Annotated in this window: 19 protein-coding genes; 15 read left to right on the forward strand and 4 right to left on the reverse strand. The window is 62.4% G+C overall.

Annotation, left to right across the window (positions count from 1 at the left end):
• Window positions 1-3: 3 nt before the first annotated feature.
• The 8 genes from CQ041_RS01415 to CQ041_RS01455 all read left to right on the forward strand — a co-directional run bounded on the left by CQ041_RS01415 (window position 4) and on the right by CQ041_RS01455 (window position 9,384).
• Window positions 4-882 (forward strand): polysaccharide deacetylase, encoded by an 879-nt coding sequence (locus CQ041_RS01415; protein WP_003210406.1) that lies wholly within the window; start codon window positions 4-6, stop codon window positions 880-882.
• A gap of 37 nt (window positions 883-919) precedes the next feature.
• Window positions 920-2,260, forward strand: coding sequence for an MFS transporter (locus CQ041_RS01420; RefSeq protein ID WP_105520726.1), 1,341 nt, complete (start codon window positions 920-922; stop codon window positions 2,258-2,260).
• Window positions 2,261-2,271: 11 nt separating this feature from the next.
• Entirely contained in the window at window positions 2,272-3,033 is a 762-nt protein-coding gene (locus tag CQ041_RS01425; protein ID WP_105520725.1) for an SDR family NAD(P)-dependent oxidoreductase, read from the forward strand.
• Window positions 3,034-3,519: 486 nt separating this feature from the next.
• Complete coding sequence (locus CQ041_RS01430; protein WP_105520724.1) at window positions 3,520-4,269, forward strand: SDR family NAD(P)-dependent oxidoreductase; 750 nt, start codon at window positions 3,520-3,522, stop codon at window positions 4,267-4,269.
• Window positions 4,270-4,282: 13 nt separating this feature from the next.
• Window positions 4,283-4,585: a hypothetical protein gene (locus CQ041_RS01435; protein WP_105520723.1), complete on the forward strand. Its 303-nt coding sequence runs from the start codon at window positions 4,283-4,285 to the stop codon at window positions 4,583-4,585.
• 110 nt (window positions 4,586-4,695) lie between these two features.
• Window positions 4,696-5,670 (forward strand): GTP-binding protein, encoded by a 975-nt coding sequence (locus CQ041_RS01445; RefSeq protein ID WP_105520721.1) that lies wholly within the window; start codon window positions 4,696-4,698, stop codon window positions 5,668-5,670.
• Window positions 5,667-6,839 (forward strand): PotD/PotF family extracellular solute-binding protein, encoded by a 1,173-nt coding sequence (locus CQ041_RS01450; RefSeq protein ID WP_105520720.1) that lies wholly within the window; start codon window positions 5,667-5,669, stop codon window positions 6,837-6,839. The genes CQ041_RS01445 and CQ041_RS01450 overlap by 4 nt, the downstream gene beginning before the upstream one ends.
• Window positions 6,840-7,047: 208 nt before the next feature.
• Window positions 7,048-9,384 (forward strand): bifunctional diguanylate cyclase/phosphodiesterase, encoded by a 2,337-nt coding sequence (locus tag CQ041_RS01455; RefSeq protein WP_105520719.1) that lies wholly within the window; start codon window positions 7,048-7,050, stop codon window positions 9,382-9,384.
• An 81-nt stretch (window positions 9,385-9,465) separates the two neighbouring features.
• Here the strand turns inward: CQ041_RS01455 and CQ041_RS01460 are convergent, their stop codons facing one another.
• Window positions 9,466-11,877, reverse strand: a complete 2,412-nt coding sequence (locus CQ041_RS01460) for a glucose/quinate/shikimate family membrane-bound PQQ-dependent dehydrogenase (RefSeq protein ID WP_105520718.1) — start codon at window positions 11,875-11,877, stop codon at window positions 9,466-9,468.
• A gap of 354 nt (window positions 11,878-12,231) precedes the next feature.
• The gene (locus CQ041_RS01465) at window positions 12,232-14,250 is read right to left on the reverse strand and encodes a TonB-dependent receptor (protein ID WP_105520717.1); all 2,019 of its coding nucleotides are present in this window, start codon (window positions 14,248-14,250) and stop codon (window positions 12,232-12,234) included.
• A 139-nt stretch (window positions 14,251-14,389) separates the two neighbouring features.
• Here CQ041_RS01465 and CQ041_RS01470 point away from each other — a divergent pair, with 139 nt between their 5' ends.
• Window positions 14,390-14,623 carry a VF530 family DNA-binding protein gene (locus tag CQ041_RS01470; RefSeq protein WP_016977534.1) on the forward strand — a complete coding sequence of 78 codons (234 nt, stop codon included), beginning with the start codon at window positions 14,390-14,392 and terminating at the stop codon, window positions 14,621-14,623.
• A 3-nt stretch (window positions 14,624-14,626) separates the two neighbouring features.
• Window positions 14,627-15,253, forward strand: coding sequence for a Pr6Pr family membrane protein (locus CQ041_RS01475; RefSeq protein WP_105520716.1), 627 nt, complete (start codon window positions 14,627-14,629; stop codon window positions 15,251-15,253).
• An 83-nt stretch (window positions 15,254-15,336) separates the two neighbouring features.
• Here the strand turns inward: CQ041_RS01475 and CQ041_RS01480 are convergent, their stop codons facing one another.
• Complete coding sequence (locus CQ041_RS01480) at window positions 15,337-16,104, reverse strand: siderophore-interacting protein (protein ID WP_105520715.1); 768 nt, start codon at window positions 16,102-16,104, stop codon at window positions 15,337-15,339.
• Window positions 16,101-16,628 (reverse strand): PadR family transcriptional regulator, encoded by a 528-nt coding sequence (locus CQ041_RS01485; protein WP_105520714.1) that lies wholly within the window; start codon window positions 16,626-16,628, stop codon window positions 16,101-16,103. Before CQ041_RS01485 ends, CQ041_RS01480 begins: the two co-directional genes overlap by 4 nt.
• Before the next feature lie 464 nt (window positions 16,629-17,092).
• Here CQ041_RS01485 and CQ041_RS01490 point away from each other — a divergent pair, with 464 nt between their 5' ends.
• From CQ041_RS01490 to CQ041_RS01510, 5 genes are all read left to right on the forward strand, one after another.
• Complete coding sequence (locus tag CQ041_RS01490) at window positions 17,093-17,590, forward strand: CS1 type fimbrial major subunit (RefSeq protein WP_105520713.1); 498 nt, start codon at window positions 17,093-17,095, stop codon at window positions 17,588-17,590.
• Window positions 17,591-17,705: 115 nt separating this feature from the next.
• Window positions 17,706-20,228, forward strand: coding sequence for a CS1-pili formation C-terminal domain-containing protein (locus CQ041_RS01495; protein WP_105520712.1), 2,523 nt, complete (start codon window positions 17,706-17,708; stop codon window positions 20,226-20,228).
• A 30-nt stretch (window positions 20,229-20,258) separates the two neighbouring features.
• Window positions 20,259-20,999, forward strand: a complete 741-nt coding sequence (locus CQ041_RS01500; protein WP_105520711.1) for a pilus assembly protein — start codon at window positions 20,259-20,261, stop codon at window positions 20,997-20,999.
• A 30-nt stretch (window positions 21,000-21,029) separates the two neighbouring features.
• Window positions 21,030-21,521, forward strand: coding sequence for a CS1 type fimbrial major subunit (locus CQ041_RS01505; protein ID WP_105520710.1), 492 nt, complete (start codon window positions 21,030-21,032; stop codon window positions 21,519-21,521).
• 35 nt (window positions 21,522-21,556) lie between these two features.
• A complete protein-coding gene (locus CQ041_RS01510; protein WP_105520709.1) occupies window positions 21,557-22,753 on the forward strand; it encodes a hypothetical protein in 1,197 nt (398 codons plus the stop codon).
• The last annotated feature ends 3 nt before the right edge of the window (window positions 22,754-22,756 follow it).

Genomic DNA, 22,756 nt, shown 5'->3' on the forward strand with positions numbered 1-22,756 from the left:
ACCATGGCTAAAGACATCCTCTGTGCATTTGGCGTCGACGTTGACGCCGTCGCCGGCTGGCTCGGTTCCTACGGCGGTGAAGACTCGCCAGACGACATCTCTCGCGGGCTGTTCGCCGGCGAAATCGGCGCGCCGCGCCTGCTCAAATTGTTCGAGCGCTACGGCCTGCGCACCACCTGGTTCATCCCCGGCCACTCGATGGAAACCTTCCCCGAGCAGATGAAGGCGGTGGCCGACGCCGGCCACGAGATCGGCGTGCACGGCTACAGCCACGAAAACCCGATCGCCATGACCGCCGAGCAGGAAGAGATCGTGCTCGACAAATCCATCGAGCTGATCACCCAGGTCACGGGCAAACGCCCAACCGGTTACGTCGCGCCGTGGTGGGAGTTCAGCAAGGTCACCAATGAGCTGCTGCTGAAAAAAGGCATCAAGTACGACCACAGCCTGATGCACAACGACTTCCACCCCTACTACGTGCGCAAGGGCGATACCTGGACCAAGATCGACTACAGCCAGCACCCCGACACCTGGATGAAACCCCTGGTGCGCGGCGAAGAAACCGATCTGGTGGAGATCCCGGCCAACTGGTACCTGGACGACCTGCCGCCGATGATGTTCATCAAAAAGGCCCCCAACAGCCACGGCTTCGTCAACCCGCGTCACCTCGAAGAAATGTGGCGCGACCAGTTCGACTGGGTCTACCGCGAACACGAACACGCGGTGTTCACCATGACCATCCACCCCGACGTGTCCGGCCGCCCGCAAGTGCTGCTGATGCTCGAACGCCTGATCGAACACATCCAGAGCCATGCCGGCGTGCGTTTCGTCACCTTCGACGAAATCGCCGATGACTTCATCCGCCGCCAACCGCGTACCTGACCCTTAAAAAACAGCCCCCACCCCTGAGGCGCGACTCATGTCCATCTACAACAAGCTTGACCTGACTGGCTGGAAACCCCGGCAACTGAGCTCCAAGGAGGTGCGCTTCGCCACCTGGATCGCGTTTTTTGCCTGGGTGTTTGCGGTGTACGACTTCATTCTCTTCGGCACCTTGCTGCCGGAAATCGGCCGGCACTTTGGCTGGGGCGAAGTGGAGCAAGCTGAAATCGCGACCTGGGTGGCGGTGGGTACCGCCGTGGTTGCCCTGGCCATCGGCCCTATCGTCGATAAGTTGGGGCGCCGCAAAGGCATCATTTTCACCGTGGCCGGTTCTGCACTGTGCTCGGCACTGACGGCGATCGGCGGCGCGTGGGGCAAGTCGCCACTGATTCTGATCCGTTCGCTGGGTGGCCTGGGCTACGCCGAAGAAACCGTCAATGCCACCTATTTGACCGAGCTGTACGGTGCCTCCGAAGACCCGCGCCTGACCAAGCGCCGCGGCTTCATCTACAGCCTGGTGCAAGGGGGCTGGCCGGTCGGTGCATTGATCGCCGCAGGTTTGACCGCGCTGTTGCTGCCGATCATCGGCTGGCAGGGTTGCTTCATCTTCGCCGCCATCCCGGCAGTGGTGATCGCGATCATGGCGCGCAAGCTCAAGGAGAGCCCGCAGTTCCAGATCCACGAACGCATCAGCCAACTGCGCAAAAGCGGCGCAGTCACCGACGCGCAAAACGTCGCCGCGACCTATGGCGTGGACTACGACGAGCACAGCAAGGCCGGCCTCAAAGCGGCCTTCCGTGGCCCGGCCCGTCGCGCCACCCTGGTGATCGGTGCCGCGCTGCTGCTCAACTGGGCGGCGATCCAGGTGTTCAGCGTGTTGGGCACGTCGGTGATCGTCAGCGTGCACCACATCTCGTTCGAGAACTCGCTGATCATCCTCGTGCTGTCGAACCTGGTGGGTTACTGCGGTTACCTCAGCCACGGCTGGATGGGCGACAAGATCGGCCGCCGCAACGTCATCGGCCTGGGCTGGATGCTCGGCGGGCTGTCGTTTGCCGGCATGCTGTTTGGCCCGAGCGACATGGCGATGGTGGTCGGGCTGTACAGCCTGGGCCTGTTCTTCCTGATCGGGCCGTACTCGGCCGCCTTGTTCTTTATCAGTGAAAGTTTCCCCACCAGCATCCGGGCCACTGGCGGCGCGATCATCCACGCCATGGGCCCGATCGGTGCGGTGGTTGCAGGTTTCGGTGCCACCCAGGTGTTGGCCGCCGGCAGCGACTGGCAGACCGCCGCGCTGTGGTTCGGTGCGGTGCCGTGCTTCTTGTCCGGTGTGTTGATGTTTGCCGCGCGCCACGTGCGTCCGGAAACCGTTCAGTAAGGAGTGTTTTGATGAACCGTAAAGTTGCCTTGATTACCGGTGCTGCGAGCGGCATCGGCCAAGCCCTCGCCGTGGCCTATGCGCGCAACGGTGTGGCCGTGGTGGGCGGGTATTACCCGGCTGACCCGCATGACCCGCAAACCACCGTCAGCCTGGTGGCAGAGGCCGGTGGCGAGTGCCTGATGCTGCCGCTGGACGTCGGTGACAGCGCCTCGGTTGACGCTCTGGCCGAGCAGGCCGTGCAGCACTTCGGCCGTCTCGACTACGCCGTGGCCAACGCCGGCCTGCTGCGCCGCGCACCGCTGCTGGAAATGACCGACGCGCTGTGGGACGAGATGCTCAACGTCGACCTGACGGGGGTGATGCGCACCTTCCGTGCGGCCACGCGGCATATGCACGAGGGCGGCGCACTGGTGGCAATCTCCTCGATTGCCGGTGGTGTGTACGGCTGGCAGGAACACAGCCATTACGCGGCGGCCAAGGCCGGGGTGCCGGGGTTGTGCCGTTCGCTGGCGGTGGAACTGGCGGCCAAGGGGATTCGTTGCAACGCGGTGATCCCGGGCTTGATCGAGACACCGCAATCGCTGGACGCGAAGAACTCCCTGGGGCCGGAAGGTTTGGCGAAAGCCGCACGGGCGATTCCGCTGGGCCGGGTAGGGCGCGCGGATGAAGTGGCATCGCTGGTGCAGTTTCTGACCAGCGAGGCGTCGAGTTATCTGACAGGGCAAAGCATTGTCATCGATGGCGGACTAACCGTGCGCTGGCCGGATTAACGGGTGTACTCGGTCCAACGGTGGGAGGGGGCAAGCCCCCGGTGGTGGTGTATCAGTCACAGCTGTTTTTCCTGACCCACTGCCATCGGGGGCAAGCCCCCTCCCACCTGGGATCTGTGTTGAATTTAGGAGATGTGAACAGTGGCGCCGTTGGTGTGCGCTGGCCGGATTAACGGGTGTACTCGGTCCAACGGTGGGAGGGGGCAAGCCCCCGATGGCGGTGTATCAGTCACAGCTGTTTTACCTGACCCACTGCCATCGGGGGCAAGCCCCCTCCCACCTGGGATCTGTGTTGAATTTGGGAGATGTGAACAGTGGCGCCGTTGGTGTGCGCTGGCCGGATTAACGGGTGTAGTCGGTCCAACGGTGGGAGGGGGCTTGCCCCCGGTGGTGGTGTATCAGTCACAGCTGTTTTACCTGACCCACTGCCATCGGGGGCAAGCCCCCTCCCACATGGGATCTATGTTGAATTTAGGAGATGTGTCCATGTCCCAACTGTTTAACCGCCGCGCCGTGATCACCGGCGCCGGCAGCGGTATCGGTGCTGCCATTGCCCGTGCCTACGCCACCGAAGGCGCACGCCTGGTGCTGGCCGACCGCAACGCCGCGAGCCTCGCCGAAACCGCGATCACCTGCCGCAACCTGGGGGCCGAGGTGTTCGAATGCCTGGGCGACGTGGGCACCGTCGAAGGCGCCCAGGCCAGTGTGGATAAATGCGTCGAACACTTCGGCGGCATCGACATCCTGGTCAACAACGCCGGCATGCTCACCCAGGCGCGCTGCGTCGACCTCACGCTGGACATGTGGAACGACATGCTGCGCGTCGACCTCACCAGTGTGTTCGTCGCCAGCCAGCGCGCCTTGCCGCACATGCTGGCGCAGCGCTGGGGGCGCATCATCAACGTGGCGTCCCAGCTGGGCATCAAAGGCGGCGCCGAACTCACGCACTACGCGGCGGCCAAGGCTGGCGTGATCGGGTTTACCAAGTCCCTCGCGCTGGAAGTGGCCAAGGACAACGTGCTGGTCAACGCCATCGCCCCCGGCCCGATTGAAACACCGTTGGTGGGCGGTATCAGCGACGACTGGAAGCGCGCCAAGGCCAAGGAACTGCCCCTCGGCCGGTTTGGCCTGGCCGATGAAGTCGCGCCGACGGCCGTGCTGCTGGCCAGCGAACCGGGCGGCAACCTGTTCGTCGGCCAGACGCTGGGCCCAAACTCCGGCGACGTCATGCCATGAGCGGGGTGTAGTCATGTGTGGACTCTGCGGGTTGCTGGGCGAAGACCTGCACTGGAGCGACCCCCTGGGCGACGAATTGCCGCGACGCCGCGAACGCCTGCGCCGCATTGCGGCGATCAACCAGGTGCTCGCGGTGTTCCGGCTCAAGGTCGAAGACTTCCAGGGCGCTTCATACCTGCTGCTCGGCGCCACCGGCAAACAGGAACTGGCTAGTGGGTTGGATCAACTCTGGCAGGCCGCCGAAACCATGCTCGGCCGACCGCTGGACCCCCTCGACCCCCAACTGCTCGACCACTTGGAATACAACCCACTGTAGGAGCGAGCTTGCTCGCGAAAATCGTCAACGATGACGGGGGCCTGCTGGATGAGCGCGGCGGCCTTGAATTTTTCGCGAGCAAGCTCGCTCCTGCAGGGGTGGAGGCAACTATGAGTATTGCGCTGAACGTCATCACCGGCTTCCTCGGCAGCGGCAAGACCACCTTGCTCAAGCGCTTGCTGCAAGGCGAAAGCCTCGGCGACACCGCGTTGCTGATCAACGAGTTCGGCGACGTCGGCATCGACCACCTGCTGGTGGAAGAGGTCGCGCCGGACACCGTACTGCTGCCCAGCGGCTGCGTCTGTTGTTCGATCCGTGGCGAGTTGAAAGACGCCTTGCTCGGCCTGCTGCAACGCCGCGAGCGCGGCGAAATCCCCGCGTTCAAGCGGGTGATCCTGGAAACCACTGGCCTGGCCGACCCGGCCCCGATTCTCGCGACCCTGAACAACGACGTGCAACTGCGCGGGCGCTTTCATATCGGCCTGGTCATCACCCTGGTGGACGCCAGCCACGCGGCCCTGCAGGAGCGCCTGCACCCGGAGTGGCTGGCCCAGGTCGCGGCTGCAGATCGCCTGCTGTTGAGCAAGACCGACCTGGTCGGCGACTGCGCTGCATTGCGTGATCATTTGCACGCACTCAACGCCGGCACGCCGATCCTCGACACCCACGAGATCCACAGCGGCGATCAACTGTTGCTGGGTGAAGGCGTGCGCAGCGCGGAGCCTGCCGTAGAGGTCAGTCGCTGGCAACTGCACCAGACGACCTCGGCCACCCACGGCGCCGCGCAGGTCTGCAGCCTGACCTTCGACCAGCCCCTCGATTGGGTCGGTTTCGGGGTGTGGCTGTCGATGCTGTTAAGATGCCACGGCGAACGAATCCTTCGTGTCAAAGGACTGCTCAACGTGAACGCCAGCAACGCCCCCATCGTCATTCATGGCGTGCAGCACTGCCTGCACGCCCCGGTGCACTTGCCCGCATGGCCAGGCACCGACCGCCAGTCGCGGCTGGTGTTTATCCTGCGCGGTCTCGACCCGGCCTTGCTGCGCCGTTCCTTTGAAGTGTTCTCGCGGCGGTTCGCGGCATGATCACACTGCGCGTGCTCGGCACCTCCGTGACCCTGCTGGAATGCCTGCGTGTGCGCGCCGAACAGGACCTGGGCATTCGCCTGGTGTACCAGGTGCACGACGTCGAACAGGCCCAGCGCATTGCGGTGATGCAGCCAGACAGCTACGACCTGTACGACCAATGGTTCCACAACGTGGACTTCGTGTGGCCGGCGCGGGCGATCCAGCCCATCGACACCCGACGCATCGCGCTGTGGCACGAAATCAACGACCTGCCCAAGCGCGGCCGGTTGTCGCCCGGCGACCGCCTGGGCGGCGGCAGTGTGCCCAGCGAGCGCCTGTTCGTGCAGCACGATGGCAGCCTCGGCAGCACCGTCACCGAACGCATCAGCATGTTGCCCCTGACCCACAACGCCGACAGTTTTGCCTATCGCCCCGAACGCCTGCCTGAAGGGTTTTGCCACGGCAATGAAAGCTGGGGCTGGCTGATGGACCCGGCATGGAGCGCCCGTACCGCCCTGCAAAGCGACGCCGCCATCGGCGCGCTGGATGCCGCGCTGGCGGTGCAGGGCGCGGGGCTCGCGCAGTTCAATGACCTGGGCAACATGAGCATCGAGGAGATCGATGTGTTGGCCGATGTGCTGGTGCGCAAACAGAAGGAAGGTCACTTCGCGGCGTTCTGGTCGGATGACGAGGAAGCCGCGCAATTGATGCTCAGCCCCAGCATCGACATTCAGAGCCTGTGGTCGCCGACCCTGATGCGTCTGCACCGCGCCGGGGTGAAATACCGCCTGGCAGTGCCGCGCGAAGGGTATCGCGCCTGGTTCGGCGGCCTGTCGCTGTCGCGGCATGCCCAAGGCCCGGTGCTGGATGCGGCCTACGCCTATCTGAACTGGTGGCTGTCCGGCTGGCCGGGTGCAGTCATGGCCCGTCAGGGTTACTACATCGGCAACCCGGCACGCAGCCGGGACCACCTCAGCAGTGCCGAATGGGACTACTGGTACGCAGGCCTCGCGGCGCGCGAGGAGTTGCTGGGCAGCGACGGCCTGCCCCTGATCGACAAGGGTGAAATCCGCGACGGCGGCTCCTACGAACAGCGCATGGGGCATATCGCCGTGTGGAATTCGGTGATGGATGAACACAACTACCTGGTGCGCCGCTGGGGCGACTTTATGCGCGCCCGGGGATAGGGCGGCGGTCAAGCGCTCGTCGTCAATAAAATGGCAGTTAAATCCCCTGTTTTATTGGGTGCACGAATGCTCTGGCCCAGCTAATCTGCTCAAACCAAATATTCACGCCAGATGGATATTTTTTTGACGCCAGGTCAGCTCGCCAGGAATGCACATGACAAATGGACGTAGCGGCAGAGAGAGGCGGGCGCTGCCGCAGGGCGCGGCAATGGGCTGGCGTTCGACGTTCCAGACCCGCATTGCCGGGGTCCTGGCGTTGCTGCTGCTGGTCGTCGTCGCCGCCACCTACTTTGCCGTCAAGACCGCCACGAATCGCGCGGTGGAGAACCAGGCCAAGATCCAGCTCAAGACCGGCACCCAGGTGTTCGAACGCCTGCTGGACCTGCGTGGACGTCGCCTGCAATACGGCCTCGACTGGCTGACCGCGGATGGCCCGTTCAAGCGCGCAGTGGCCGGCGGCGAGCCGCAGCCGATCCTGGCCGCCCTGCGCCGGCATGGCACGGGCATCCGCTCCAGCGAAGTGTTTGTGCTGGGGCTGGACGGCAAGGTCATGGTCAGCACCTTGGCTGTGTTTACCCGGGACCAGCCTTTCCCTTATGCCGCAGCCTTGCGCCAGGCACGCCGCACTGGCTTGCAAATGCTGGTGGTGGCCATGGACGGACGGCCCTACTTGCTGGTGCAGGAAGACGTCCTCGATCCGATGCCGATCGCGCGAGTCGTCATGGGCTTTCCGATGGACAAACTGTTCGCCAACGAATTGCGCTCCATGAGCAACCTGGAGGTGTCGTTTCTCAGCGTGCAGCCCGCCAGCCCCGGTGCACTGTTCAGCACTCAACCCGACGCTTATCAAGCCGCCACCCTTGGTTTGCTGCGCGAAGCCTCTATTGACCCCGAGCCCAGGATCCAGATGTTCTACGGCCAGCGCGTGCTCAGCCAGGTCTTGCCCCTGGCCAACACCGGTGACGGCGATGAGGTGCGGGTGTTGCTGCAAAGCCCGCTGGACCATGCGCTGGAGTCCTTTGCGCCGCTGGACCGGCAGTTCCTCGGGATCGCCCTGGCGGTGTTGCTGGTGTCACTGGCAGGCGCGTTGTTTCTGGCGCGGCGCGTGTCGCGCCCGTTGACCGCACTGGTGGAGGCGGCCGGTCGAATCGGCGCCGGTGACTACCGCACGCCGGTGCGGGTGCGCAGCCACGATGAGTTCGGCCTGTTGGCCACAGCCTTCAATGCCATGCAAAGCGGTATCGCGGTACGCGAGCAGCAATTGGCCCACAACGCCTTGCATGATCCGCTCACCGGCCTGCCCAACCGGGCCTTGGCCATGGAACGCCTGGGCAGTGCGATCAGCGCGCGACGCCCGGTGGTGTTGCTGTACCTGGGCATTGAGAACTACCGGGTGATCAACGAAGGGTTCGGCCCTCAGGGCGTGGAGGAGATGCTGCGCGAAGCCAGTCGTTGCTTGTCCATGAGCCTGCTGGCCAGCGACACAGCGGCGCGCATCACCGGCAGCGAGTTCCTGGTGCTGCTGGAAAACACCGAGATCGACCGCGCTGTGGCCCGCGCCGATCGCCTGTACGCCTTGCTGACCGAACCCCAGCGCATCGGCAACGATGAGGTGCGTCACGAAGTGAGCATGGGCATCGCGGCCTACCCGGCTGACGGTCAACAGGTGGAAGAGCTGATCAGCCGCGCCGCCATCGCCCGCCACGATGCCGCCAGTCTGCCGGGGCATTTACAGATCTATCAGCAGGACCGCGACCTGGCGCACCAACGCCAGATCGCCCTGATCCGTGACTTGCGCCGTGCGGCGGTCGAAGGCGAACTGTTCCTGTGTTACCAACCCAAACTCGACCTCAAGCAGGGCCATGTACGCCAGGCCGAAGCCTTGTTGCGCTGGCAACATCCGACGTTGGGCCAGGTGTCCCCGGCGGAATTCATTCCGCTGGCCGAGCGCACCGGCAGCATGAGCAGCCTGACCTTGTGGGTGATCGAAGAAGCCATCCGCCAGATTGCCGAGTGGGCGCAGCGTGGGCTGCACATCCAGTTGTCGGTGAATATTTCGGTAGATGATCTGGCCGACGATGACCTGGCGATTCGCGTCACCGCACTGTTGATGCAGTACCAGGTCGAGGCAAGGCAGCTGATTTTCGAAATCACCGAAAGCGCGATCATGCACAACCCGCAACAGGCCCTTAGCGTGTTGGAGCAACTGCGCGGGTGCGGCATCAGCCTGTCGGTGGATGACTTTGGTACCGGCTATTCCTCGCTGGCGCAATTGCAGCGCCTGCCCGTGCAGGAATTGAAAATCGACCAGTCGTTCGTGCGTAACCTTGACAGCGCCAGCGGCGACGGCGTGATCGTGCGTTCGACCATCGAGATGAGCCACAACCTGGGGCTCAGGGTGGTGGCCGAAGGCGTGGAATTTGCGCCGAGCCTCACCTTGCTCAAGCAGTGGAATTGCGACACGGCCCAGGGCTACCTGATCAGCCGGCCGTTGAACGCCATGGCCTTCGAGATGTGGATGCGTCGCGAGCGAGCCCCGATCTGAAGACGGGTGAGGTGAATTGTGACGCATGAAAAAGGCGGCGACCCTCAACAGGTCGCCGCCTTTTTTGCCTGCCGGTAACGCTTAATCCGGCAGCTTGAACGCCATCACGTAGTCACCCTGTTTGGTACCCAGGGAACCATGACCGCCCGCCACGACCAGCACGTACTGCTTGCCGTCCTTGCCGGTGTAGGTCATCGGTGTGGTCTGCGCGCCTGCTGGCAGGCGGCCTTCCCACAGTTGCTTGCCGTTTTTCACGTCATAGGCACGCAGGTACTGGTCGAGGGTGCCGCTGAGGAAGGACACGCCACCGGCAGTGGTGAACGTACCGCCCAGGCTAGGAACGCCCATGGTCAGCGGGATCGGAACCGGCGAGCTGTCACGCACGGTGCCGTTCTTGTGCATCCAGATGGTTTTGTGGGTGGTCAGGTCGACCGCTGCCACATAACCCCACGCCGGTGCCTGGCACGGCAGGCCCATTGGCGACAGCAGCGCTTCGAGGATCACGCCATACGGCGCGCCTTTGTTCGGCTGCACGCCTTCGGTTTCGCTGACACGTGGGCCTTGCTTGGCGATGTCTGCAGCCGGGATCAGCTTGGACTTGAACGCCATGTAGCTTGGGTTCACGAACGCGATCTGACGCACGGGGTCAACGGAAATGCCGCCCCAGTCGAACACACCGAAGTTGCCTGGGTACACGATCGAACCCTGCAGCGACGGTGGGGTGAACGGACCGTCGTAGCGCATCGACTTGAAGTCGATCCGGCAGATCAGTTGGTCGAACGGCGTCACGCCCCACATGTCACGCTCCTTGAGGGGCGGTGGCATGAAGTTCAGCTCGGACTTCGGCTGGGTCGGCGAAGTGCGGTCGCCAGCAACGGCGCCTTGCGGTACGGCCACTTCGTGGATCGGTACGACCGGTTGGCCGGTGGCACGGTCCAGCACGTAGATGCTGCCTTGCTTGGTCGATGCCATCACCGCTTGCTTGACGCCTTCAGCGGTCTTGATGTCGATCAGCGATGGCTGGCCGCCCACGTCCATGTCCCACAGGTCATGGTGAGTGAACTGGAAGCTCCACTTCACGTGGCCGCTGTCGATGTCCAGCGCGGTCAGGCCGGCTGCGTATTTCTCGGACTCATCAGTACGGTCGCCGCCGTACTGGTCGGGCATCTGGTTGCCCATCGGCAGGTACAGCATGCCGAGTTTTTCATCCACCGCGAACATGGACCACATGTTCGGCGAGTTGCGGGTGTAGGTCTTGCCCTCGGCCAACGGGGTGGTGTCGTCCGGATTGCCGCTGTCCCAGTTCCACACCAGCTTGCCGGTGTGCACGTCGTAGGCGCGGATCACGCCGCTTGGCTCGTCGACCGACACGTTGTCGGTGACGTGGCCGCCGATCACGACCAGGTTCTTGGTCACGGCCGGTGGCGAGGTGGAGTAGTAACCGCCTGGGGCGAAGCTGCCGATGTTGGCACGCAGGTCGACCTGGCCTTTGTCACCGAAGTCTTCACACATCTTGCCGGTGTCGGCGTTCAGGGCGATCAGACGGGTGTCGGCGGTCGGCACGAAGATGCGTTTCGGGCAGGCAGTCGGGGTGGTCGCCGGGCTGGCGCTGCCGGTCGGGCTCTGCTCGGAGGCGTAGACGGCGTCATCGTGATACGACACGCCACGGCAGGTCATGTGCGCCCAACCCTTGAAGTTTTCGGCGCCCTGGCTGCTGATCTTCGGATCGAAACGCCAGATTTCCTTACCGGTGTCCGGGTCAAGAGCGATCACCTGGCTGTGCGGGGTGCACACATACAGCATGCCGTTGACTTTCAGCGGGGTGTTTTCCGCGGTGGTCTCGCCTGGATCGTTCGGGCCAGGGATGTCACCGGTACGGTAGGTCCACGCCGGCACCAGCTTGTGGGCGTTTTCCGGAGTGATCTGCGCCAGTGGCGAGTAACGGTCACCGAAGGCCGAGCGACCGTAGGAGTTCCAGTCACCGTCGGCCTGGGCAGGCGCAGCGTTGGCCATGCCCGGTACCGCGTCGCGGTCCAGTTGGCCTTTGATCTCACCCGGGTTGGTGAATTGGCTGGCGACGGCAGTCGTACCGGCCAACACGACGGCAACGCTCAGCGCAGCCGTGCCCAGCGGAGCGGCCTGGCCGCGCAGCAACGGACGGCGAAACCATGGCAGCAGCATGACGATGCCCAGGGCGAACAGCAGGGCCAGGCGCGGCACCAACTGCCACCAATCCAGACCGACTTCCCACAAGGCCCACACGGTGCTGGCGAACAGCACCAGTGCGTACAGGCCCAGCGCCGCGCGGCGGGTGGCCAGCAGCAGGATGCCGGTCAGCGTGATGCCGATACCGGCCAGCAGGTAATACAGCGACCCGCCGAGCATCGTCAGCTTGATACCCCCGGCCAACAAGGCCAGGCCCATGATCAGCAGCAAGACCCCTAGCAACCTGGGCAACAGGCGGCTCGGGCTTGAAGCACCCTCAGTGCTCATAGTGTGTTTCTCCGTTACGTTGGAATTATGTGTCGCCGTGTTTCTTCACTGTAGATGACGATTTCGCACAGGCTTGGTTCAGCAAGAGTTGGATTTCCCAGGCGGATGTTTATCCCCAGGCGCAGCGGGGTGCAAGACAGCGCTGTCTTTGTAGGCGGGGATATTCAGCAAGATGGGTCGGCCGGAAGGTGAAGCGTTTCAGATTGTTGCCGACAAGGATAAAGCGAGTGACCGGCGAGAGAAAGGGTAAATCGCGATATGCATCATTTCTGATTTGGTAACAGTGACCAAGTGTCGCTGCAAAAACAAGGTGGGAGGGGGCAAGCCCTTCCCACATTTGTAATGCGATGAAGGTCAGAACGTGGTGCGGATTCCGAACTGCACGCTTCGTCCCGGCGCCGGGGCGATGTCACGCAGGATCGAGCTGGCGTAGCGCACGGTCTGGTTGGTGAGGTTTTCGCCGTTCACAAAGGCCAGCCATTCGCTGCCGCCTACGTTGAAGCGATACCCTGCGCTCGCACCCAGGGTGGTGTAGCCATCGGTACCGCTCTCGTTATCCGGCACCCGGCCCTGGCCAGCAGCGTGTTCCACGTCGATACGTGCCTGCCAGCGGTCGAGTTCCCACAGCAAGCCGCTGTTCAAGCGCAGCGGGGCGATTCGTGGCAAGGCTTCGCCAGTGTCCAGGTTGGTGGCGCGGGTGTAGTCGCCGGACAGTTCCAGGGCAAATTTGCCGTAGGCGCCTTCGCCGAGTTTCCAATGATCCTGGGCTTCGAAGCCGGCGAATCGTGCGCGTACGCCGGAGTACGTGTACTCCGGGATGCCGTCTGCGTCCTCTTCGCCCTCATCGTTCAAGGTGCGGCCGCTGCCCAGCAGGCCGATGTAGTTGGAGAAACGGCTGTAAAACACGCCGAAACTGCCCTTGTGGGTGCCATTGTCAAAGCGCAGCGCCAGGTCGCTGGACACGGCTTTTTCTTTCTTCAGGTTGGCATCGCCCAGCTCGTAGGTGCCGGTGGCGACATGAGCGCCGTTGGCGTACAGCTCGTAGAAGGTCGGCGCGCGCTCGGTGTAGCCCAGGGTGGCGGCCAGGGACCAGACCGGTGTGAGCGTATACACCGCGCCCGACGACAGGCTGCCCGCTGTGAAATCACTGGAGGTGTCTGCGCCGGCAAAGCGCGCGTTGCCTTTGGCGTCCGGGTCGACGCTGGTGTGTTCCAGGCGCCCGCCGAGGCTGAGCTTGAGGCGTTCGGTGGCCTGCATTTCTTCGAGGATGAACATCGCGCCGGCGTTGGTATCGGTCTGCGGCACGAAAGCTTCTTCGCCCAACGCCGAGAATTCGTTGCGCGTCACCTGGGCGCCGACCACACCGTCGAATGGGCCAATGGGTTGGTGACGGGCTTCGACGCGTGCTTCATAGCCCTTGTTCTTGAACACTGTGCCGGTTTCGCCGCCTTCGATTTCGCGGTGCTCGTAGTCGGTGTAGCCGGCGTCGAGTTTCACCGAGGTGAACGGGCCCTGCAGGTTGCGGATCTCCGAGGCGAAGGCGTAGTGGTCCTGCTTCATGCGGATGCGCACATCCTCTTCGGCCGGGGAGCCGTAATTGCTGTCGTAGTTGCTGTAGGACAGCCCGGCGTAACCGTCGTCCCACGTGTAGGCACCGCCCACTGCACCGCCGTCCTGGCGCCCGTCGCTGTTGCCCAGGCGGCCGTTTTTGCCCGGCTCGTCATCGCTGGCCGGGGCATGGCGGCTGCGGGCCTGGCCGGGGATTTTCAGGTCGTTGAATTCCCGCGCGTTGGCGTCCAGGTGCAAGGCGAACGTGCCATTGCCGGCTTCGAGTTTGCCCGCGCTGCTGCGGGTGGTATCGGCGCCGCCGTAGCGCAGTTCACCGGCACCGTGGATGCCTTCGATGGCTTCGGTGGGGATGCGATTGTCAAAGGTGTTGACCACCCCACCAATGGCGCTGCCGCCGTAGAGGAGGGCGGCCGGGCCGCGCACGATCTCGATGCGGTCGACATTGACCGGGTCCAGCGGCACGGCGTGGTCATAGGACAGCGACGAGGCATCCAGCGCGCCTACGCCGTTGCGCAGGATGCGAATGCGGTCGCCGTCCTGGCCACGGATGATCGGCCGGCTGGCGCCCGGGCCGAAGTAGGACGACGACACGCCCGGCTGCTTGCTCAGGGTTTCGCCGAGGCTGCCTTTTTGTTGCAGGGTCAGGTCATCGCCCTCCAGCACGGTGGTGGGCGAGGCGAGTTGTTCGTTGCCCAAGGGGTTGCCGGTAATGACTTGGGGTTGCAGTTCCAGCGCGTGGGCTTCGGAGCAGATAAGCAAGGCGGCAGCGAGCGGGGTAAGGCGCCACAGAGAAGAGAGGGACATCGGACATTCCTTGGCAAAACGGCGAAAAGACTTGATATGTATAGTTACAATATAACATTACTTTTTCGCCAAGGACGGGAACTTTTTTGTTCGTGCTAAAGTGCGCGGCTGTCTCTCCACTTTTTGTAAAAGGCCCGGCATGACCGCGACAAGCAACGACCCACTCCACGGCGTGACCCTGCAGCACGTCCTCACCACCCTGGTGGAACACTACGAATGGGAAGGTCTGGCCGAGCGCATTGATGTCCGTTGTTTCAAGAGTGACCCGAGCATAAAGTCGAGCCTGACTTTCCTGCGCAAGACCCCGTGGGCGCGGGAGAAAGTCGAAGGCTTGTACGTGAAACTGATGCGCACCAAACGTCCGCTGGATTGACCGATGAAGCGGTTCGTAGCGGCAGCGGCGCTGGCCGGTTGGGCGGGGCTGGCGATCCAGCAGTACCTGATTTTCCATTCGCGCTGGGCATCCGGCGCCAGCCTGCTGGGCGGGTTGATCAACTTTTTCAGCTTCTTCACCGTACTCACCAACACCCTCGCGGTGGTAGTGTTGAGCTACGCACTGGTGGATCGCGACTCAGCCGCCAGGCGGTTTTTTCTCGCTCCCAGGATCAGCAGCGGCATCGCCGTGAGCATCCTGGTGGTGGGCCTGGCGTATAACCTGCTGCTGCGGCATTTGTGGCAGCCCGAAGGGTTTCAATTCATCGCCGACGAATTGCTGCACGACGTGATGCCGGTGCTGTTTTTTATCTACTGGTGGCGATGCGTGCCCAAGGGCGCCTTGCGCCTGAAGCACATTGCCGGCTGGGTGATTTACCCGTTGGCGTACTTCGCGTATGCGCTGCTGCGAGGGGATCTGCTCGGGCAGTATCAATACCCGTTCATTGACGTGAGCCACCTCGGTTATCCACAGGTGTTCGTGAATGCCGGGGGGATTCTGGCGGGGTTTGTGCTGATTGCGTCGTTGGTGCTGGGCCTGGACAAGCGTCTGAAATCACCGCGAGCCTGAAGTGGGCACGGTCTAAGTGAACTGAACCACCGCATCCGCGAGCCAGTCGCACCGCCGCTCCCACAGTGTTTACCGAGTCAGGCTTACTCTTCTTCGCTGCCTTCGGCACGCCAGTAACCCACGGCCTTGAGGAATTCCTCGTTGACCTTGTGGGTGTCCAGCAACACGCGGCGGACCTGGCGCGACCGTTTGCTTTCCATCGCCACAAAGCTGTACAGCGAGCCGCTCGGCAGCGTCAGGTTTCGCACGGTATCCAACAGATCATCCTGACCGCGAATGATCCATTTCACCTCAACGTTGGCCGCGCTCTGCAGTGCCTGTTGTTCCTGCGCGTCGGCAATCTCGATCACCGCCAGCACGTTGCGCCCAGCGGGCAATTCTTCCAGACGCCGCGCAATGGCGGGCAGGGCGGTTTCGTCACCGATCAGCAAGTAGCTGTCGAATATATCCGGCACGATCATCGAGCCCCGTGGGCCACCGATGTACAGGTGCTGCCCGACCTGGACCTGGTCGGCCCAGGTGGACGCAGGGCCATCGCCGTGCAGCACGAAGTCGATGTCCAGCTCACCGATGCTCAGGTCGAAGCGCCGAGGCGTGTAGTCGCGCATCGCCGGTTGCGGGCCGTCGCCCTTGATGCTGAACGTCGGGCTTTCCAGCGCCGCCTGCTCGGCGGCGTTCTGCGGGAACAGCAGCTTGATGTGATCGTCGCTGCCCAGGCTGACAAACCCCGCCAGTTCAGGCCCGCCAAGGGTGATGCGGCGCATGCGCGGTGTGATGTCGACCACCCGCAGCACGTCCAGGCGGCGGCGTTTGATTTCGTGGGTCACGCGGTGAATGGTTTGAGTATTCATTGGTCTTTCCCGTCGGCAATGGCTTGAGCGGTGCGATTGAGCAGCGTCGCGACACGAACGATTTCTTCCGGGCTCCAGCGCCCGTGGTGCGAATGCAAGGCATGGCGCACGTTGTGCACCGCCTCATGGATTTCCGGCGGGCGGTCGTGCCCGCGCAGCGCGCGCTTGCTCACATCCAGGCGCATGCGCACGCCCTCCAGCGCTACCGCTTGCTCGCTCAAGAAGAGACGACCGGCGTCGGTGATTGTGTAGCGTTTTTTTCCGCCATCGGCATCGCCGACGATCAGGTCGCTTTCTTCCAGGAAGGTCAGGGTGGGGTAGATCACACCCGGGCTTGGGGTGTAGGCACCGTCGAACAGGCTTTCGATGCGGCGGATCAGGTCGTAGCCATGGCACGGCTGTTCGGCGATCAACGCGGGCAGCAGCAGTTTCAGGTCGCCGGGCGCGAAAACGCGGGGGCCGCGACCACCACCGCGTTCACGGCGTGGGTCGAAGCCGTCGCGGCTGGGGGGATGGTCTCTCATGAGTCAGGGGCTCCAGAGCGGGTTTAGATATAACTTAAGATATATCTTAATACGCAGGCAAGGCCTCCTGACGAACGGTCAATTGCTCACCTGTCAGGCCGAGTGAATACGCCACTAGCCGGGCATGAATTCAATAGCCTGGAAACAACTAAGTAGGCAGTCATTTTTAACCGGTGTTGTACGCTACCTCTTACAGACGCGGAGTATTGGATTGCTTTTTAATGACCAAGTCATCCATGTCTTACAGGTACGTTTAAAGTTTTATCAAAATGCCATACTTGTCCTATGACATGCGCCGTAACATGGCTACGCGATATGTCGAAAGTCCCTGCTTACTTTCGAAGTGTTGCACCGAATACTTGTCGGGCTTGAACGGGTCATCGACCTGTTCAATGCAATTAGTTGGAAAGTGTCGAGCGCCACGCACTTTTCAAATCTTTGTTCAGAAAACAGGTATTCACACCATGTTGAAAAAACTCGCTGTTGCAGCACCCTTGGCTGCCATTGCCATGACTGCTTCCATGGCCTTTGCCGTCGATGACGCGCGCACCGCCATCAACATCCAGGCCAACATCCCGACCAAGCAGTTCCACGCCCAACCGCGTGACCCGAACTTTGGTAAAGACGAGACCATGAACTACAACCCGGTCAGCGGTGAGCTGAGTTCGCTGCGCGCCACCTTCGATGTGAAAAACACCGACGGTTCGATCAACGCCTACATTGAAGGCGGCCCGACCGCCGCTGCGCTGTACAACGGCAGCAACAGCATCGCGCTCACCAACACCTTCAACGGTGTGGTGCTGACTGGCACGTCCCAGGAAGTGATGGATGACCCGCAATCCACCCCAGGTACCCAGGCGGATCTGGTGATCACTCCGGCCAAACCGACGGAAACCCAGAACGGCCTGTACACCGCCAGCTACACCGTGATTTTCGACGCGGTTCCGCGCGCGGCTCAGTAATCCAGCATCACTGCAGGGCCGCGACGGCCCTGCAGACGTGACCCAAGGTCGGCCGTTGCCCAGCCGCTGACCTTTTCAGCAGCCCTGTCTGCCCGTATCAGCGAGTATTTCGTCCATGTTCTCGAAGACGCCAATTGCGACGGCGCTAGCGCTGGCGCTGTGTGCCCATGCGTCGGCTGCACCGGTAGCCCCCGGTACCACGCCGCGTAGCTTGCTGTCCCAGTCACAGGGCCTGCCGGCCGAGTTCAGACAACACTTCTTCGAGGTGCCCCTGGCCGTGCGTGTGGAACTCGATCAGCAGTTTCTCGGCGAAGCCATGGTTGTATTGGGGCGCGATGACCGGCTCACCTTGCTGGAGTTTACCGACACCGGTGACAGCAAGTTTTCCAACGGTGATCGAGACAACTGGCAGCAACTTATGCAGCAAGGCTTACCCTTGGGAAGTTGCGATCGAAGTTGCCCATCGCAATGGCTGGCCGTGCACTACAGCCTGGAAAATTCCCTGGTGTCGATTCTGACTGAAAACGTGGAACGCACTGCCCAGGTCAAACAATTCTATGATCAGCCTGAGACCGGGAGCCTCGGCCTGATCATCAATAATCAACTTAACCTCAATGGTGGCCAGGACGAGAAGCTTGGCGGTCGTTATGGCCTGGAGGCCAGTTCCAGTCTCGGCAACTGGACCCAGGCCCTCAACCTGCAACTGTCGCGTTTCGGGGGCACCGACACTACCCTCTACCACGCTATTCACGAGCTTTACACTCAGCGGGAAATGCAGGGCAACTTCCTGCGCCTGGGCTATTTCATGCCCGGTTCGGACGGCCTTACCCGACAGATTCGCGCGTTCGGCGCCAACCCCGACACGGCCGTGGGCGTGATGTACGGCAGCTCCGATAGCTTGCTGATCAACAATCCCAAGCGCAGCATGTACCCGATTCATGTCACTGCGAGCCGCCAGGCGTCGGTGGAGATTTACCGCAACGGCCTGTTGATCAACAGCCAACCGGTGGCCGCCGGCCTCCAAACCCTCGACACCCGGCCCTTGCCCGGCGGCATCTACACCGTCGAGGTACGGCTGATCGAAGATGGCCGCACCACCGCCACCACCCAGGAGCTGGTGTACAAACCCAACAATTGGCGCAACGCCGAGGAGCGCTGGCGCTACAACAGCTTCATCGGTCGCGAGAGCAAGTTATTCAGCAATTGGGACGAGCAGGCCACCGGGTTCCTGACCTACGGCGTCGGTGTCAATTACTTGGCCCACCCCCGGGTGATCCTCGGCCTGTCAACGCGCAAAGTGCGCGAAAAGTTGCAGAACGGGATGTCCGTCGATTGGACCCTGGCCAACAACAGCAGCCTGTATGGCAACGTCTACCAGACCCAGGACCACGGCACCGGCATGGACATGCAAGCCATGCACAGCTACGGTCACGGTAGTGTGATCCTCAGTCACAACCGCAGCTGGCTGGACACCCGCCGCACCTATGAAGTCCTGTCCGACGGCACACGCTTGCGGCCACGCACGACGTTTATCGGCCAGGCCAGCAACTCATCGCTGTCACTCAACCATCGTTTGAGCAATAAGAGTTCGATCAGTTCGCGCCTGGCCTACAGCCAGGGCAACATCGAAGGATTGGGGCTGGACCTTGGGTGGAACCAGCGTGGGCAGTTGTTCGGCAGCGACGCCAACTGGCGTCTGTCGGTGTTCGACCGTCCCGGCACCGCCGCCACCGGTGACAAGCGCAACCGGGGCGTCGACCTCAGCGTCAGCCTGTCCCTAGGGGGCCCCGGCGAGCAATGGTCAGCCAGCCTCGGCACTCGCACCGCCCGCGACGGCGGGCGCGACAACAACGCTTCGCTCACTTACCAGAGAACGCTCGAAGATCACGCGCTGCAAAGTGTCTCCGCCACAGCCATTGCCGATACCTACGGCGTCGGCCTGTCGGGTCGCGGCAGCTTCCAGACCGACGCGCTGTATGGCGATGCGTTTGTGCAGCGCTCCTCGTTCAATGGCGATTTCAGCGGCGGCCTCAACCTCAGCAGCACCGTGGCCGTGGGGGGCCGCACCGTTGCCTTGAGCAGCCAACCCCACGGGCAGGGTGCCGGGATGATCGTCGACGTGGAAACCGACCTGGACGACATCACCCTGCGCGCCGATGACCTCACCGGCGGCAGCACCTCCCTGCGTCCTGGCCGCAACTTCGTGCCGATCACCGCCTACAAGAGCAGCACCCTGGCGTTCGACTTCGAGGGCAATCACCCACCCGCCGCCAACATCCAGCCCACGCGCAGCAACTACCACCTGAACAAGGGGGGCGTGGACTACCGCAAGATCAGCGTGATGAGAACCGTCACTGTGCTCGGTCGCCTGCTCGACGCCCAGGGCAAGCCGCTCAAGGGGCATCACGTGATCAACCACGCCAGCCGTGGGATCAGCGAGGTGGACGGGTTCTTCTCCATGGAAATGACGACAGGCGCTCCGACCCTGGAAGTGCGCTACGCCAACCGGCTGCTCTGTCAGTTCCGCCTGGATCCCGGCCAGACGCCCCAGGAAAGCGATGTGCTGATGATCGGCGACCTGCGCTGCACCGCGGACACCCTGGCCGACGCGCTAGAGGGTACACCCAGCGCCGGTTGATCCCACCCTTCAACTTACGAGGTCGCAACAATGAAACGTATCTGGATGCTGGGCGCTGCCCTGTTGTTTTCCCAAGTAGTCCCGGCCGGGCCGCAGATCAATGTCGGTGTGGTTTACGACTACCTGGGCGCCGGCAAGAGCACTTACATGAAGCGGGTGTTCAACGGCGGTACCTCCACCGCTTTCGTCAAGGTCAACATCTTCGAGATGATCTACGACAAGGACGGCAACTACACCGAAGTGCCCCTGCAGGACCAGGCTGGCGCCATCGCCCGGGATGGCTTGATGGCCAGCCCGGCGCGGCTGATCGTACCGGCCAACGGCACCCAGGGCACGCGCCTGTTGTTCATGGGTAACCGCGAGAAGGAGCGTTATTTCCGCGTGCGCTTTGTGCCGGTGGTGCCCCAGAGCGAAGACGAGTTCGCCGTCGGTGAGGAAGAACGCGAGGAATACAAGCAAAGTCTCGCTGCCGGCGTGCGCGTGCTGGCTGGCTACGGCACGGTATTTTTCGTGCGCCCCGGCAACACCCGCTTTGACACCACCGTCGACAACCAGGCCCAGCGTTACGCCCTGCGCAATCAGGGCAACAGCGTGGTGGTGGTCGACGAATTCAAGGACTGCGCCGTCGGCAACCCGCAGGACTGCCGCCCCACGGTCAGGCACCACGTGATGGCCGGGCGCTCGTTTGGCTTCGACAAACAGGCGGGGCGCGAGTATCGCTTCAACCTGATTGAAGGCGACGCGAAAAAATCAATTGAGGTCAAGGGCTGAGCCCTGGCGGTTCCGTCCGAGGTAAAAGCGATGTTCAAGACACAGACCTACGCCGTTTTACTGATCACCGTGACGCTCGCCAGCCCCGTTTCCCACGCTGCCGTGGAGCGGGAAACTTTCGAGGTGTTCGTGCAGATCCCTGCCCCTGAGTTTTTTGTGCTGCCCGTCGACCCGCTGCTGGTGCAGCGCGAACAACGGTTGGCCTACAACCCGGTGTCTTCACAGCTGAGTCCGTTGCGGGCGCAGTTCGATGTGAAAAACATCGGTGGTGCCATCGCTGCGCGACTGGCTGAAGAAGCTTACTTGTTCAATGGCCGTGACCGCGTCGACCTGCGGGTGACCTTCAATAATCAGCCGTTGAGCCTCAGCGCCACGCAGGTGGTTTCCAGCGCGGACGCCCACGCCGGCAAGCGTGTGGCCCTGGAAATCGCTGCGATCAAACCCGCGGACGATTACCTGCCAGGGGATTATTTCGGTACGGTCCATATGGTGTTTGATGCCCTCGCGCCGGGGGTGAATTGATGCGGTTTTTTATACGTCGGGCGTATGGTTTCTTATTGGGCATCACCTTTTCAGCGCTGTTCCTGGTCCAGCCTGCCGAGGCTGTGGTACAGGAAATTAGCGCTAAGTTTCGTCCAGATCCGAGCAATCCGTTGATCGATAAATTCGTCAATACGACGCCTGAAAGTGGGATCTGCCCTTGGTATATTCCTGAGCGTTGCAAGGCCCTGGGTATCTTCAGCATCCGCACGGACGACATTCGGGTGTCTTCGATCGCGCCCATTCGTGGCGGACATACGGATCCGCGCCAGGGAGCGATGTTCAAAGTGCCCAGTGAGTGGCGTGATGTGGTCGTCAATCATGTTGTTAGCGGCAAGGCTGAGACAGTGAGCATGCGTATCGCGGGTGTGGGTGGCCGATTCGACCTGGGTGGAGGGGTCGATCAAACGGTCTGGACGCGAGGTCTGGCGGGATGGGTTTATCCAAACCCGCCCTGTACGCACACTGGCTACGGTGCCGGCAACCAGTGGCTTTTCCTGTGGTCCTGGGTCGTGCCGGTCAATGCTGGTGCGTGCGCGATGTTTGCGTCCAAAGACATTCCGGTCCTTCGTTATCCGCTGTTCGAATACTCCTATGAATTGAAGACCCCGAACCCCCTGAAGATGGACAACGGTCAATATGTCGGTTCACTGAATTACACGATGGGCCCAGGTGGTGATTTTGATTTCGGTGACATCATGATGCCGAACGACGATATCTTTACCTTCAACTTCACCCTCGACGTGGATCATCACCTCAAGATGGAAGTCCCTCCCGGGGGCAATCGCATTCAGTTGGAGCCACAGGGCGGCTGGCAGGCCTGGTTGCAGAACGGACGAAAGCCGGTACGGCTGTTTCGCGATCAAACGGTCAATTTATGGGCCAGTTCGCGATTCAAGATGACCCTGGAATGCGGCGACCCCATGGGCAACACCTGCAGCGTGCGCAACCCTGCCGGCCATCAAGTGCCGCTGGACGTCGCCGTGACCTTGCCGCCAGGCCTGACTGACAGCGCCAACCGCCCGGTCAACCGCCTGCCGCTGCGGCTCGATGGCAGCGGTACCGAGTTGTTCCAGCCCAGCCGCTACGTGGACCGAAAACCCAGCACCCTGCATTTCGAGGTCAAGGCTGACGGCGTATCGCAGATGCTGGAACAGGGCAGTGGCAGCACCTACTCCGGGGCGGTCACGGTAGTGTGGGATTCGGAGGTGTGAACC

This window comes from Pseudomonas sp. MYb60 (genome assembly GCF_002979555.1).
Lineage (GTDB): Bacteria > Pseudomonadota > Gammaproteobacteria > Pseudomonadales > Pseudomonadaceae > Aquipseudomonas.